The 15674-nt window shown below is 53.1% G+C and carries 13 protein-coding genes; 9 read left to right on the top strand and 4 right to left on the bottom strand.

Annotated features, from left to right (window positions below; all coding sequences use genetic code 11):
• Positions 1-13 precede the first annotated feature (13 nt).
• The 8 genes from tatC (at position 14) to KVT38_RS03200 (ending at position 10900) form a co-directional block, all read left to right on the top strand.
• On the top strand, positions 14-772 hold the full coding sequence (gene tatC / locus KVT38_RS03165; protein WP_217592239.1) for a twin-arginine translocase subunit TatC: 759 nt from the start codon (positions 14-16) through the stop codon (positions 770-772).
• A 199-nt stretch (positions 773-971) separates the two neighbouring features.
• Positions 972-2000 (top strand): zinc-dependent alcohol dehydrogenase, encoded by a 1029-nt coding sequence (locus KVT38_RS03170; protein ID WP_217592240.1) that lies wholly within the window; start codon positions 972-974, stop codon positions 1998-2000.
• Entirely contained in the window at positions 1997-4372 is a 2376-nt protein-coding gene (locus KVT38_RS35515; protein ID WP_217592241.1) for an alpha-L-rhamnosidase-related protein, read from the top strand. The genes KVT38_RS03170 and KVT38_RS35515 overlap by 4 nt, the downstream gene beginning before the upstream one ends.
• A 129-nt stretch (positions 4373-4501) precedes the next feature.
• On the top strand, positions 4502-6385 hold the full coding sequence (locus KVT38_RS03180) for a hypothetical protein (protein WP_217592242.1): 1884 nt from the start codon (positions 4502-4504) through the stop codon (positions 6383-6385).
• A gap of 32 nt (positions 6386-6417) precedes the next feature.
• Positions 6418-7884 (top strand): extracellular solute-binding protein, encoded by a 1467-nt coding sequence (locus KVT38_RS03185; protein WP_217592243.1) that lies wholly within the window; start codon positions 6418-6420, stop codon positions 7882-7884.
• Positions 7885-7958: 74 nt separating this feature from the next.
• A complete protein-coding gene (locus KVT38_RS03190; RefSeq protein WP_217592244.1) occupies positions 7959-8867 on the top strand; it encodes a carbohydrate ABC transporter permease in 909 nt (302 codons plus the stop codon).
• A gap of 14 nt (positions 8868-8881) precedes the next feature.
• Positions 8882-9712: a carbohydrate ABC transporter permease gene (locus KVT38_RS03195; RefSeq protein WP_217592245.1), complete on the top strand. Its 831-nt coding sequence runs from the start codon at positions 8882-8884 to the stop codon at positions 9710-9712.
• Between the two features lie 24 nt (positions 9713-9736).
• The gene (locus tag KVT38_RS03200) at positions 9737-10900 is read left to right on the top strand and encodes a Gfo/Idh/MocA family protein (protein ID WP_254638936.1); all 1164 of its coding nucleotides are present in this window, start codon (positions 9737-9739) and stop codon (positions 10898-10900) included.
• Positions 10901-10922: 22 nt separating this feature from the next.
• On the opposite strand, the gene KVT38_RS03205 is transcribed toward KVT38_RS03200, so the two are convergent.
• Positions 10923-11822 (bottom strand): AraC family transcriptional regulator, encoded by a 900-nt coding sequence (locus KVT38_RS03205; protein WP_217592246.1) that lies wholly within the window; start codon positions 11820-11822, stop codon positions 10923-10925.
• 119 nt (positions 11823-11941) lie between these two features.
• Here KVT38_RS03205 and KVT38_RS03210 point away from each other — a divergent pair, with 119 nt between their 5' ends.
• Positions 11942-12670 (top strand): SGNH/GDSL hydrolase family protein, encoded by a 729-nt coding sequence (locus tag KVT38_RS03210; RefSeq protein ID WP_217592247.1) that lies wholly within the window; start codon positions 11942-11944, stop codon positions 12668-12670.
• 128 nt (positions 12671-12798) lie between these two features.
• Here KVT38_RS03210 and KVT38_RS03215 read toward each other — a convergent pair whose 3' ends face one another.
• The 3 genes from KVT38_RS03215 to KVT38_RS03225 all read right to left on the bottom strand — a co-directional run bounded on the left by KVT38_RS03215 (position 12799) and on the right by KVT38_RS03225 (position 15523).
• Entirely contained in the window at positions 12799-13191 is a 393-nt protein-coding gene (locus KVT38_RS03215) for a VOC family protein (RefSeq protein ID WP_217592248.1), read from the bottom strand.
• Positions 13192-13334: 143 nt separating this feature from the next.
• Entirely contained in the window at positions 13335-14486 is a 1152-nt protein-coding gene (locus KVT38_RS03220; RefSeq protein WP_217592249.1) for a glycosyltransferase WbsX family protein, read from the bottom strand.
• 101 nt (positions 14487-14587) lie between these two features.
• A complete protein-coding gene (locus tag KVT38_RS03225; protein ID WP_217592250.1) occupies positions 14588-15523 on the bottom strand; it encodes a helix-turn-helix domain-containing protein in 936 nt (311 codons plus the stop codon).
• Positions 15524-15674: the final 151 nt, after the last annotated feature.

A 15674-nucleotide genomic window follows, 5' to 3' on the forward strand; every position in this document is an offset into this window, starting at 1 on the left:
CGAAAAGTGATAGATGGCCGAAAACCAAAGCGCACAACGCAGTGACGAATGGATGCCGCTCACGGATCATCTCGGCGAATTGCGAAAACGGATTATTTTTTGCTTGATCGTATTCGTTGCCGGCCTTATCGGGGGCTTGTTTGGTTCTGAGCCTGTATTCGATTATTTGGTGGAAGCGGCACCGGTGAACAACTTGAATCTGCACGCGTTTTCACCTTGGGATGCCATCGGGCTATATATGAAATTTGCATTTTTAATCTCATTCGTCGTCGCGATTCCATTCGCAATGTTTCAGCTGTGGTTATTCGCGAAACCAGCGTTAGAGAAAAAAGAGCAGAAGGCAACGCTCGTATTCGTTCCTTGGGCGCTTGTTATGTGCCTCGTCGGCTTGGCTTTCTCTTATTTTGTCGTTTTTCCGATGGCATTCTTGTTCACGGAGAAGGTCACTATGAATTTAGGGCTTGAGCAAACATATGGGGTGGCGCAATATTTTTCGTTCTTGATCAACCTATTGATACCGATCTCTCTGTTGTTCGAACTTCCGCTCGTCATTTTGTTTCTGAGCCGTATCGGTATTCTGAGCCCGGCGTTGCTCGTTAGAATAAGGAAAATTTCTTGGCTTATTCTGATTGCGATCGGCGTAATGGTTACTCCACCGGACGTTGTATCGGATTTGCTTGTCGCAGTACCGCTCGTACTGTTATACGAAATCAGCGTATTTTTATCCAAGCTTGCTTTTGGAAGAAGACAACGGACATTGGAGCGGAGCTGATGGAAGTGTTTACTCAGGCGCCCTCGCGAAAGTCAGTTTTGTGCAAATGACGTGTCGCAAACGCCGTCCGGATGCTCGAAGAAAGCCTCTGCCATACGCGGCATAACAATAAACTCTGCAAAGACGCAGACGTGTTTTCACAGTAGGATAAGACTAATCGAAAGGCTATTCATCGAAACGGAAGTAGGGAGGAACAGCAATGAAAGCGTTGCAAATCGTCGGTGCCGGGCAATTCCGAATTGTGGATGCAGAAATGCCCGAGCTTCAGGATCATCAGGTGCTGGTAGAAATCCAAATGGTGTCGACTTGCCCGCGCTGGGACATGAATATGATGGCCGGGCGAGATATGTTCAATTATGACGAAGCTCCGGAATATCCTCTGCCGATTGGTTTTCCGGGGCATGAGATGGCGGGCGTCGTCAAAGCCGTGGGGCCCGGCGTATACCGCTTCGCCGTTGGAGATCGCGTCGCGGCTCTAGAGCATATCGTCCCTAAAGGAGCCTATGCACAGTTCGCCGCTTACCGCGAAGAAGAGCTGATTAAGCTTCCCGACAGCATAACGCTTAAGCAGGCGGTGTCGTTCGAGCTGTTGAAGTGCGTGGTCATCGGGTTAATGCAGCTCGGCGATCTCAGAGGAAAGTCGCTTCTGGTGTCGGGTCTTGGACCTGCCGGCATTTTGGCCGTACAGGTGGCTCGTCTGTGGGGAGCTTCGCGTGTCGTCGGCATCGATGTCAGCGAGAGCAGAATTCAATACGTTCGAAATTTAGGCTTGGGTACGGTCATGCATGCGAACGAATTGCAGGATCTGCGATTTGAGCTCGGATACGACTGCGTGGGCGTGGCCGCTTCGATTCAAAATGTACTCTCTCATGTGAACGAGCATGTCGTCATCTTCGGGGTGCTGCGCGGAGACATTACTTATCCTGAAAATTTGTGGGCGCGGGGTACCAAGCTGGAATCGTATAAATACAGGCCTGTAGGTCCGCGCGATCATCAACTTCTAATCGATCTTGTCGAGAACAAGGGGCTGAACACCGAATGCCTCCAAACCCATCATGCGTCATTCGGGGATTATGGCCAAGCCGTTGAACTGTTGAACCGGCAGGAAGCGATTAAAGTGTTCTTCTGTCCGCAGACCGACTTTCTATCGGCTGGCGATCATCCAGGACAATCGGCCGCGGCTGCCGCCAAGGAAGAACAGGCATGTGAGGAGGATGCACAGGTGTGAGCAAGAAGACGAACCATGAGCATTTTCGTTCAGCCAGACCCGTTTGGCCCAAGGATAGAGAGCTGGACAGAAATCTGACCGCCGGGTTCAGGGGCGTGGCAGCCAAGCGCAAGAACGACAGATTAACGCTCCACATCGCCGCATCGACCCTGTATCGCTGCTATTTGAACGGCCGGTTCGTCGGGCACGGCCCCGCCCGCGGACCCCATGGACATTACCGAGTCGATGTATGGGACCTGAGCGAATCTGCGAACGAGGGCGACAACATCGTGGCGATAGAAGTCGCGGGCTACAATATCAACAGCTATTATGTACTCGATCAGCCTTCTTTTGTGCAAGCGGAAGTCCGGGCAGGTGAGGAGGTCCTTCTGGCAACGACGGCCGAGAGCGGATTTGAGGCAGCTCTGTTAAAGGAACGCATACAAAAGGTCCAGCGATTCAGCTTTCAGAGAACTTTTGTCGAGGCATACGCGCTCGGATCGGGTTTCGATCGCTGGCGCTCGGATATGAGCGCGCCATTCGATAACGTCATCTGCGCGGAGACAAACGAAAAGCTGCTTATTCCAAGGGATGTGCCCTTGGCTGCGTTCACCGAACGCCATCCGATTGCGCTATACGCAAGAGGTGAAGTTGCCCGCCGCAAATCGCAAGGCGTATATTGGCGCGACCGATCTCTCACAGATATAGGACCTCTCTTGGGAGGTTATGAAATGGAACAACTGGCCTTTATTCTGTCGGATGAGTTGACCGATCTGCCAGCGCATAGCCTTCGTGTCAGTCGGCAGCCGCTTACGCAAGGCAGCTCGCTGAAGCTCAATCCCAACGAGTTCGGGATTGTGGATATGGGAATCAACAGGACCGGGTTCATCGGCGCTACTGTCCGATGCCGCGTTCGTACATTGCTGTACATTACGTTCGACGAGGTGCTGCGAGAGGACGACGTTGATTTTTTGCGGTTCGGTTGCGTGAATGCCCTGCGGTATGAGCTTGAGCCGGGAACCTACAGGCTGGAATCGTTCGAGCCGTATACGCTGCGTTATATGAAGTGGATTGCAGCCGAAGGGGCGTGCGAGGTATCCGAGGTTTATATGAGGGAGTACGCCAACGCTGCTGCCGGCAAAGCGCAGTTTGAATCCGGCGACGAACGGCTCAATATGATCTTCGAAGCAGGAAGGGAAACTTTCCGCCAGAACGTTGTCGATCTGTTCATGGATTGCCCTTCAAGGGAGCGTGCCGGATGGCTCTGCGACAGCTACTTCATGGGACGGGCGGCGTTAAGCCTGACAGGTCAGACGAAGGTGGAGCGAGCCTTCTTCGAGAATTACCTTTTGCCCGATCGCTTTCCGCATTTGCCTGAAGGCATGCTCCCGATGTGCTACCCCGCGGACCATTATGATGGCAATTTTATTCCGAACTGGTCGCTATGGTTCGTTATCCAACTGGAGGCGTATCTGGAACGGAGCGGAGACCGGCAGCTGATCGAAGCGATGCAGCCAAGAATCCTTGAATTATTTGATTACTTCGAACGGTTCAAGAACGAAGACGGACTGCTGGAGCGTCTTGAAGGCTGGGTATTCCTGGAGTGGTCCAAAGCGAACGAATTCGTACAGGACGTCAATTATCCTAGCAATATGCTTTATGCCGCTTCGCTTGCTGCCGCTGGACGACTCTATCGTTTACCGCATCTCCTGCAAGAGGCCGAGCGGGTGAATCAGGCTATTCGTGAGCAGTCCTTCGACGGAAGCTTTTTCATAGACCATGCAGTGAGAGAGGATGGCCGGTTGGTCCAAACTCAAAATAAGAGCGAGGTTTGCCAGTATTATGCGTTCTACTTCGGCACTGCCGATCCGGAGAGATATCCCGAGCTGTGGCATACGCTGCTCACCCGGTTTGGGCCATCCAGGAAGCACACGAATGCTTTTCCGGATGTTCACGAAGCCAATGCCTTTATCGGAAATTATTTGCGCCTCGAATTGCTGGCCCGTTACGAATACGTTCAGCAGTCACTGGATGAATCTGCGGATTACCTGCTGTATATGGCAGAACGAACCGGGACGCTCTGGGAGAATGACGGGGACTACGCCAGCTGCAATCACGGATTCGCTTCGCATGTCGTACACAGCCTGATACGCGATGTGCTTGGCGTCTATCAAATTGATCCGATCGCCAGAAGCATGACGCTTAGATTGAGCGATCTGGAAATTTCATGCTGTAAGGGGGTGCTGCCGATAGATGACGGAGCGATCCGCGTAGCGTGGACCAAGGCAAGCGGGCGCGTGGAATATTGGATTGATGCTCCTCCGGGCTACAAGGTGAAAGTCGAGAATCGGACTGGGTTGCCGCTGCATAGCAGGATGGATGAGACAAGCTGAATCGATAATCCAAGGAGGAATGATTAAATGTCGAATCACCACCGGCCTTCTATCGATGAATGGAATAGCGCTTCGGAGCCGCTTAGCAGATTAGACAAAGCGCTCATGTCGCCCATCAGCCGCAGGAAAATGATGACGGTGCTGGGATTGACCGGACTCTCCTTGATGACAGGTGCCAAGCTTTCTTACGCTAACTCGACAACGCTTACAACGAACATGAAGCTCAAGAAGACAGATCCGCTGGACGTCACCGATGTCAACGCTAACTTCGACCTCATTGATCAGGAATTTAGCCGCCGTGCCGTTACGCCGGATTTCTACAAGGGCGATACCGATCCCGACGACACCTTGGCCGTTCAAGCCGCATTCGATTCGGGTCTCACGGTCCTCTTCACGCGGAACTACTATGTCAAGTCGGTAGAGATGAAAGGCGATACACAGACGATTAACTTTAACGGGTATTGGCTGATCGGAGTCACGGGAAGCGGAGACACCGCGGCAGACAAGGATGCGATACTGAAAATTACAGGCATCTACCTGGAGCTGTACGATATCAAAATCAATGGACAATTCAACCGCAATTACCGTGCAGCGATTCATTGGTATTCGCGCCCCAATTTCCCCCAAGCCGGCTTTATTAATATTTACGGCATGTACATCAGAGACATCCTCGTAGGCATTCAGTACGGGGCATGGCTGGATGATCCAAGTCCCCACGATGCGCCGCAGAGCGAGAATTACTTGTACGGCTTTCGCTGCCGGAGCCTGCAGAACTGCATCATTAGCAATCAGCCGAACGGATTCCTGAAGATATCCGGAAGCACGATCGATTGTCATCAGAGGGAATGGGTATTTCAAGCGGGCAACCCGTTCAGCATTCCGGATTCAACCCTTATTACTTGCAAGATCGGCCAGATCTCCGTTGAAGACAGCGAACTGCTGAAAGTCGAATACTTGGAGGGATGCGGGCTTCTGGGCCGCAACCTCGTCGTATCGAACTGCGTCATGGAAATGCCCTGCACATGGGTAAAAGCCGAGGGAGACGTGACGCTTGATGTCGTTCACGGCGGATTTATGGGCGGCAACTCCGGATTGCCCATGTTCCAGGTTGTGCCGGGATCGACGGGCTCTCTAAGAATTCAGAATGTCCGGATGTCTCGCAGCGTTGGAGTAGCAGACTACTTGACGAATTACATCATATCCGGACTGGGGAACGCTCCGAACTACCATGTCAGTATCGCGCGCTGCGATTTAGGCGAATGGGCGCCTTACTATATTGCTTTATCAAAGGAAAGAAGCCGCGTATTCGTTCAGGATACCCACTTCATCTATACGGCGGGAGGCTCCATGCAGAGCCAAACGATCCACGACAAAAAAGATGATGTCAATTTGATTGCCTCTGTCGATACGACCGGCGAGAATATGGCGACTAGCGCCAACACGGCGAATAAATCCGGCTGGGTATGGACAAATGTGTATGGCGCGGGAGCCGTCTATTTCCGTAAAACCACCTCTAATATTCCGTCGGGCTATGCGAGCGCCATTGAGGTCGTTGCGACAGGCGAATCGTTTATTACTTCTCAGCCGTTCTCGGTAACCCCGAATACGCTGGCTGTATTCCGGATGAAGGCCAAGAGGATAGGCGGCGGCGGTCATGCCGGGATTAAGCTTCTCTGGTTCAAGGCGAACGGCACGGCTTCGGCTACGACGGAAACCTATTTATTCGGGACTGTGGACATCGACGTCAACTGGACGGATCTGATGGTGACGGCGGCCATTCCGGGCGATGCCGCTTATGCCAAAATCAAGTTGACCGCCGAGGTCGGCTCTCTCTTCGCAACCGGTATGGCGTTCAGCACGGCGGTTGACAGCAATTATCGTAACTCTTTTATTAATGAGCTGAATCGGTCGCTGGACGTGGCTGGCGAGGGCTTTATTCTGAAGGCGCCGAACGGCACGCGCTATAAAGTCACGGTAGATAATAGCGGAACGCTTGCGGCAGCCCCTTATTAACCATTTCAACAGAAAAACGGGAGGGTCTAACGATGAACAAAAGAACGGCTGGTATTTCGTTGTTACTATGTACGGCACTCATGGCTGCAGGATGCTCCAATACTGCCAATACGAAGGAAACGCAGAACGCGAGTAACGTTTCCGGCACGCAGGCCCCGGCAGCGAGCGGGCAGGCTTCCTCGGAAGCGGCCAACTATGAGAACGGACTTCCAAAAAACGAAAAGGTGACGTTAATGATCGGCTTGCTCGAATCCGGCTATGGAAGAGAGTGGTTCGACCTTGCCGTCAAGCGCTTCACGGAAAAATATCCGAACGTGCAATTCGATATTACGGCTTCGCCGAAAATCGGCGACCTCATCTCGACCAAGGCTTCGGCCGGCAACGATAACGATATGTTCGATTTGTTCTACGGAGCCACCTGGACGGAATATGTAAACGCCAACAAGCTGGAGCCCGTAACGGATATTTTCAAGATGTCGCCGGACGACGCGCCCGGCCGGAAGCTGAACGATTTAATTGTCCCGGGCTTTAACGATCCCGAGAAATATTATAAAGACAATGCCTGGGTGTTCCCGATCGCAAACTACGTCGGCGGCATGTTCTTCGATCAGAAGCTGTTCGACGAGAACGGCTGGAACAAGAACCCTAAGACCTATGACGAGTTTATCCAGCTTTGCGAAGCGATCAAGAGCAAGGGCATCGATCCGATCGTATATGCGGGCTTATACAATTACGCGCAGTTCGCCTTTGATACGAAGATATTCGAGATTGCCGACGAGCGAGGCAATAAACAATTTCGCAACGATTTCGAGTATTATAACGGTCCGCAGTATACGTCGCCGGAGAGCATCGAAGTGTACAAGCGGCTGCACGATATGGGGAAGCAGGGGTATATCAGCAAGAAAAGCGTAGGCATGAATCATACGCAATCGCAAATGCTCGTCCTTCAGCATAAAGCGGCAATGGTGCCTTCAGGCGACTGGATCGAGAACGAGATGAAGGATACCGCTCCCGACGGCTTCCAATGGGGCTATATGGCGGTTCCTTTCACTAACAATCCGAACGGTCCCATCTATGTGACGAACGGACTGAGCTATTCCTTTGAGATATGGGCAGCCAAGCCTGACTTGAACAAGAAATGGGCCAAACAGTTCCTCCTCTCGCTCATGTCGAATGAGATCCAGCAGGTACTGGTCGAGAAGGGCGGCGCGCTTCCTCTACGCAAGGATTACCTGGATGACCAGACGCGGGCGGATCAGATGAAGCCGCTGCAGAAATCGATCGCCACGTACCTGAAAGATAACCCGGTCGTACTCGAACTGAAGAATCGCAAGATCGAACTCACGGATCCCGATAATATGGCGTCGCTCAAGGTCATCGTGGATAATATGGCTCTCGTGCTGACGGGACAGGAAGATCCGGAACCGATCTTGGCGGACGCGGAGAAGCTGCTTCAGAACGCCATTGCCAAAGACAAAAAGGCCCAGAACAAAGCGTAATCGGATTACTTAGCGGTCGAGAGGCAGTCATCCGGACTGCCTTTCAATCGTGATATTCGGGGGAGAAAACCACTATGCCTATGTTAAAAAACGCACGGCTTCAAAAATCGATTTTTCTCTTCATTGTCGTTGCTCCGGCGTTTGCGGCCTATGTTCTATTCACGCTCTATCCGAATGCCCTCTCCATCTACTATTCCTTCCTGGAATGGGACGGCATAGGCGCCAAGACATTCGTGGGATGGGACAATTATATCCGGCTGTTTCATGATCCTTTCATCTTGCGGGCCTTAGGGCACAATCTGATTTTGCTCGTTACGGTCATTCCTATTACGCTTATCATCTCGTTGGTATTGGCCGATCTTCTCATAAACCGGGCATTTAAAGAGAATTCGTTCTACAAGGTACTCTATTTTTTTCCGAACGTTTTGTCTCTGGTCGTCATTGCGCTCGTCTGGTCATTTATTTATGACGGCACATTCGGCTTGCTGAACGGAATTCTTCGCGTGCTCGGCCTGGGGGGAGAGCATAATTGGCTTGGCAGCAAAGGAACGGCGCTGCTCTCCATGATTCCGCTGTACGTGTGGTGTTATGCAGGGTTCTACGTCGTCATATTCATGAACGCCATGCGAGGCATCCCGAAGTCTCTGTATGAATCCGCCACTTTGGACGGCATCACGCATATGCAGCGTTTTTCGAAGATTACGCTTCCTCTGTTATCCGGCGTCATTCGCGTCGGGGTCATTTTCCTGATGCTCTCCGTGATCAAAGGCTTTGAATATATGTTTATTATGACGCAAGGCGGTCCGGGCGGCGCGACGGATGTCATCTCCCTGTATATGTTCAACTTTGCCTTTGGCAGCCTGAATCTCGGCCAGCATATTTACGGTTATGCATCCACGATCGGTATGATGATCTTTGTGTTGCTCGTCGGTTTAAAGCTGATATTGGACAAATTCTTCGCCAAAGACAGCGTAGAATACTGAAAGGAGGGGGTTCCATGAGAACCGGGATTTCTTCATGGTTATGGCGCATGGTGCTGTTCCTCTGGGCGCTTACCATCCTGCTGCCGCTGTTCTGGATATTCTACCAATCTCTCAAAACGAATCAAGCGTTTTTCGCCGATATATGGGCCTTCCCCGAGCATCTGGAGTGGAGCAATTACGAGAAGGCTTGGACAAGTCTGGGCATCGGTCAATCGGTGGTCAACACGCTATACTATGTCGGCCTGAGCCTCCTGATCAGTTTGTTTGTTTCCACGGTGAATGCCTACGCCTTCACGCGGATTGAGTGGAGGCTGCGATCTTTGCTGTGGAGCATGATCATGCTTTCTTTGTTCCTGCCGGGCATCAACATTCTCGTATCCCAGTACACGTTGATGCGCGCACTGAATCTGACCGACAGCCTGAACGGACTCGTCCTGCTTGCGAGTCTGCCGGTCGGCGCCTTCGAACTGCTCTTGCTCGGGAGCTTCATGCGCACCTTGCCGAAGGAACTGGACGAAAGCGCGTTTATTGACGGTGCCACACTATTTCAGGTTTTTCGCAAAATCATCCTGCCTCTATCTATGCCAGGCATCGTCACGATCGGCATCTTCAAGTTCGTAGGCCTGTACAACGATTTCCTGGGTCCCTTTATTCTGATCAGCGATCCGGCCAAGTACCCGATTAGCGTGAACATGTATAATGCCAATGCCATGATGGAATACAAGGCGGATTGGGTGACGCTGCTGGCAGGTCTTGTCATCACGATCATACCTACCGTTATCGTATACGTGTTGTTTCAGAGAAGGATCATAGAAGGCGCCACCATGGGTGGAGTCAAAGGCTAAATGGAGACATCGGGAGGGAAACGCATGATCAAAGTAGGGGTTATCGGGTACGGTCATCAAGTGAAAAGACTGCTGGGCATGATGCAAGAGATGGATAGCAGTTGCGGAATTACAGCGATCGCCGACGTTCGCCATCATGAAATCCGGGAGCGGATGATAGCGGACGGGGGCGACCCTTCGGGGATTTCATTTTACGGAAATGCGGATGACATGCTGAACAACGAGGAGCTGGACGGCGTATTCGTCGGAACGCGCTGCTCCCTTCATACCCCCATGGCCTTAAAAGTGCTGCCCAGACAGCTTCCGCTTTATTTGGAGAAACCGGTTGCGACAACGATGGAGGACCTGGTAAAGCTGCGGGATGCGGATGCCTTATACGGCAGCAAGACGGTCGTGTCTTTCCCTCTGCGGGTTTCGCATCATGTACAGCTGGTCAAGGAAATTATCGATTCGGGAAAAATCGGAACAGTGGAGCATGTACAGGCTGTAAATAACGTGAATTACGGCAGTATTTATTATCATGGATGGTTCCGCGACGAGACGGAGACACAAGGTCTGTTCGTACAAAAAGCGACGCATGATTTCGATTATATTAATCATATTCTGGGGCTGAAGCCCGTGACCGTATGCGCGATGACGTCGAAACAAATCTTCAAGGGGAACAAGCGGGCAGGGTTGCAATGCAAGGACTGCGAAGAGACAAGCACCTGTCCGGAAAGTCCGGACAATCTTCGGAAACTTGCATTCGAGGAACCGTTGGGCCCTTATTGCTGCTTCGCGGAGGATACCGGCAACGAGGATTCAGGCAGCGCGTTAGTCGCTTATGAATCGGGCATGCACGTATCCTATTCGCAAAACTTTTTTGTCCGAAAAAAAGCGGCCGCAAGAGGCGCACGGTTTCTCGGGTACAAAGGGACGGTCGAATTCGATTGGGCGGCGAACCGGATTCAAGTATTTATGCACCATACGCCTCGAGTCGAATCGTACGAGATCGATGACGCAGCCACGGCAGTCGGCCATGCAGGGGGCGACGCTACGCTGCTCGACAATTTTATCTCGCTTATGCGGGGGAGGACGCAAACGTCCGTGTCTACGCTGAAGGATGGCTTGAACAGCACGTTATTGTGCCTGAAGGCCAAGGAGTCCGCGGAGACCGGCACCTTCCGCGATGTCCGGTGGCCGGATTGACATTCGGCAGATCGGGGAGTCGTTAGTCCGAGACCGAAGTCGTCTTCTTATGCTCGCTCCTCCAATGTGCGGGGCTTTTGCCGTACTTCTGCTTGAACAGGCGGCTAAAATAATGGATGGACTGAAAACCCGTGGCGTTCGCGATATCCTGAACGCTCATCATGCTTTCCAGCAAGTACTTCTCGGCAGCGCTCATTCGAAGGTTATTGAGAAATTGCAAGGGGGAAACGCCTTTGCAGGCTTTAAAGGTGCGAATCATATAGGAAGGATTCAAATGGGCATATTCGCACAGCTTCTGCAAGGTGAAATTCTCCCAGTAGCTGGATTCCATCCAACGGACAAGAATCTCGATCGTTTCCATCGTTGAAGCAATCCGGTTGTCCGGCAGTTGACTCGACCTTCCGTAGAGCTTCGTATCCGGCTTGGCCACAGACCGAATAATAGCCAGGATGGCTCGGATGTCGGAATAGCTGATTTGCCGTGCCAGATCGGGCTGCTCGCGCATCCACTCTGCCATCAGAACCTGGTGAAGCGCCTGAATGCGTTCATAGACTAATCGAACGGCTGGCAAGCTTCCGTCCGGCTCAGCCTGAAGGCGGTTCCATTTGTCGCAGTTAGCAGGGACAGGGAAGGCTTCGTTAGCGTCGTCTTGCAGTTCCCAGTAGGCATAACGATACCTCAGGGAAAGGAATTGCAAATGGTGGGAGGTATTCAAAGGGATCAGTAGGACGGATGGACCCGTCAACCGATAGGTTACGTGGTTAATCGTAATTTTCAGTGTTCCTTCGATTATATAGAGTAATTCATGGTGCTGAGGGTGAAGACCGCCGATTCTCGACTCCAAGGGGAAGAGTGAAAGATTCTCATGTATGGGCTGAGACGTGTCAAGAGAGTTATCGTAACCGTAAGCGCGAATCTGCATGCGATCCTCTCCCTTACGTCAAGATGATGGCTGACAGGGTCATTTTAACATGTAAAAAGGATTATAGTAAACGGATACATGCGAACAAAATCAGGAGAGGCAAGGAGAAGTGACGTGACGTGGACGATAACAAATTCGAGCGCTTGCGGAACCGTTTGAAGGAGAAGGCGGACGATCCTAAGGCACGTGCCGTAACTTTCGTTGCCTTGGGCGATAGTGTCACCCAAGGGTGTATGGGTTATGGCGTCGTCGAATACGAATCCGTCTTCCATCAAGCGCTGAAAAGAAGAATGGAGCGGAGATTTCCGGGCACGGTGGTGAACGCGATCAATTCGGGGGTTGAGGGAGACAGCGCTGACGAATCGCGTCAAAGATGGGATAGAGATGTGTTCCTGTATCAACCCGATCTGGTCACGATCGGGTTTGGCCTCAATGACGCGCATGCCGGCCCTGCCGGCTTGGAACGGTTCATAAGCGCGATTCGCGACCTGGTTGTGCGCTTGCAAACGGAGACGGATGCCGATCTCTTGCTATTCATCCCCGGCATGATGATGAAGCGGGATAACGAGCGCATTCATCAAGCGCATCGGGCTGCCGTTCCAGCATTCATCCAGGTAGCGGAAGCGGGTTATCTCACCTTGTACATGGATGCGCTAAGAAAACTGGCTCTGGAAATGGATCTGCCATGTGTGGATTCCTATCGTATCTGGGAGCAGATGGAGAATGACGGGGTCGATATCCACACGCGCCTGGCCAATGGTATTAATCATCCGGATCCGGCTTTCCACGAGGAGCTGGCCTTACATTTTGAGCATATTATTTTTGGAGCATTAGTCCGGTATGACTGAAGGGATGCTGGAGCTGTTCGATCGGTTCGCCGCCCTGTTGGCCAACCATCGCCCATAGGCAGAGTAAAGCTATTCGCGTCCGGATTTCCGGACAGTGGCCACTTTGCTGCTCCTTCAGTGAATAGCTCTTATTTTTTTCCGAACGTTGCGATATACCAATGGTTGCCGAAGGCGTCCTCGACCCCGCCCGAACGTTCGCCGTAGTCGTGATCCTGCGGCGGATACAAGGGTGTGGCTCCCGCGTTCAGCGCCCTGGCGTACGTTGCGTCCGCGTCTTCGACATACACGTGAAGCGCGCAGCGCGTCGGCGGAAAACTTTCGTTCACGCCGCCGCTCAGCTCTACGATGGAATCGCCCAGCCGGCAGGCTGCATGACGCACCGCACCGGACTCGTCCGTATGCCGTTCGATCAGACTGGCGTCGAATACATCCGCCAGAAAGTCGATCAGCCGGTCCGCTTCCCGGACGATCAAATAGGGATTGACGCTGTTAAACCCCGGTGGTTTCCAGGCTTGCTCCATTAAAAGTCCCTCCTCTTCAGGTGGTTTGGGTATAGATTACCATATCCGCTTCCTCGTGTAATGTGAAATTGGAAAGGGCACAACACAGGCAGGCGCCGCGTATGCACGCTGCGCCTGCCTGTGTTTTTTGCTTTCCGTTCGCTTCAGTTTTTGCCGAATACCGATTGAATCGCTTCCAGATACCCCATGCCGTTCACGGTGTCCGGTTCGATATAGCTGCCTTCCGTCCATTCGTTCCAGGAGTTGATCGTCAGGATTGGAGGGACCGTATCGCTTGACGCTTCCATGAATGCCTTGGCGGCCGCGAGCGACTCGCGGAACGCTTCGGGCGTATTGCCGACAAGAACCGGCGTGAACGGATAGCCGATATTGGCGTGAACGTCGGATTGTACGGTACGAGGGCTCGAATCCCAGCCCATGGAAACATTGGGGTAGTAGGGGATGCCGTAATCCCCGAACTGCTTGCGGAATTTGCCCCAATCCGCTTCCGACTTCTTGGCGTATGCCGGATAGTCGACGGTCGGATACGAATCCAGCGCAATATGATGAATCCAGACGTACGAAGTGACGCTGTCGAAGCCGAGCTCCTGCACGCGTTCGCCCGGATTTTCGAGCGTACGCTCGCCCGGCAGATTCTGAATGCCCCAGACGACGGCGTTCAGATGCAGCTCGCCGAGTCCCGCGTTCCGCACCTTGGCCCGGAATCCGTCGAGCGCCGTTTTCGTCTGTTCGATACCTCCCAGGCTTTGAATCAGGCTCATCAGCTCGTAGACGGAGAAGTATAAGCCGCCCTCCACGCGCCAATAAGACGGGTGGCCGAAGTACTTATCGATCATATAGTCGCAGGCCGCTTCGAACGCCTGCAGCGACACTTGTCCGCTGTGCAGCAGCGTATGGTCCATGCCGCGTTTGTACGGGAAAATGTTGATCCAGTCGTGATTCGCCCACATGAGGGAAAATTTCAGCCGGTCGTTGTTGGACGCTTGCAGGAACCCGTTCTCGAGCGCCTTGTTCAGAAAGGCGCCGTCTTCGTACCAGTACCAGTCGTAAATGAAGGCGTCGATGCCGTGGTCGGCCGCGGCGGCAATCTGCTTTTCGGCAGTCTCGGGTTTGGATTCGTCGAGGTAGCCCCACATCGGAACCTTGGGCTGCTGGTGTCCGGGGAAGCGCGGCGTCGCCCGCCGCACGAGCTCCCATTCGTTCCAGCCTGCGCCGTGCGTCGCTTCGTTGCGGGGATCGACATGATAGTTCGGAAAATAATAGACGGCAACTTCCGGTTTGCGGATGTCAGTCATTTACGCACCTTCGTTCCTTGGATTGTGAATGTTGCTGACTTTAGTTTACGAAAAGCGATAGGTGCGCGTATTTGGACGATACGACGGGCTTGTTGGACGATTCAACTGAACCTGGCCCGCAGAGACTGCGCATATTGCAGCGGTGACAAGCCTTCGCAGCGCTTGAACAGCCGGCTGAAATAATGCAGGTCGGGATAGCCGACTTCGTCGGCGATCTGTCCGACCGTGAGCGTCGAGTGAAGCAGCAGCTCCTTCGCCTTGTCCATACGGATCGAGAGGAGCATCTCCATCGGAGATTGACCCGTCGCTTCCTTGAACAGGGCGCGAAACCGGCTCGGCGACAAATGCACGGACGCCGCGATATCGCTTAGCTGAAGCTGGGAACGATAATGCGCCTGCATCCATTGGACCGCCCGGCCGATCCGTTCGCGCTGCGGATGACGGATGCTGATCCCCGCAGGCGTCGACAGCTCCCGGACGAGCAGCGCGAGCACATGAAGGAGGTCTCCGCGCATGCTCAGCTCCCTGCCGTATTCCCCGCTCTCGAACGCCGCATACAGGGAACGAAACAGCGCTTCGTATGCGACGGGGTCGGACGTAGAGACGACGCATGGAAAATCGACTTCTGCCAGCGATACGACAGGGCGTTCGGCAAGCTCCGGATCGTCCGGGATGAACGGCGAATGCACGTAATCCTGGCTCAGGTAGACGTCGTCGACGGAAAAGTTGTAGGCGTCCCCCATATAGATCAAGTCGAAATGCGCTGCATAATACCGGAAGGTCCCGTTCGGCGGGACCGCGCAGGAATGCCGCACCATCGGCTGCAAGACGACCATATCGCCCGGACCGATCGCGTAATGAACGCCTTCGATCACATAATCGCAGCGGCCTTCGAGTACGAACTTGAGCTCGTAATCGTAGATGATGCGCGGCGGCAGCCGGTAGCGATCGTCGCCGGCGATATGCTGGACGAGACGGACGTAGGGAGCCAGCTCCCGGAAGCCGATCGTTTGGCGCGCCGCTTTTTTTGGTTCCATGGAGGCGTCTCCTTGCTTGAATTCGAGTGCTATGATTCCATTCTACATGGTCCGGGGCCAAAGTCGTACGCAACCACAAAAAATAACGCCAATATCAAAATTTTGACGCTATACGCATTGTCGGGATGGCCCGATACTAAGGCTGTATGAA

This window comes from Cohnella sp. GbtcB17 (assembly GCF_019091135.1).
In the GTDB taxonomy this organism is placed as follows: domain Bacteria; phylum Bacillota; class Bacilli; order Paenibacillales; family Paenibacillaceae; genus Cohnella.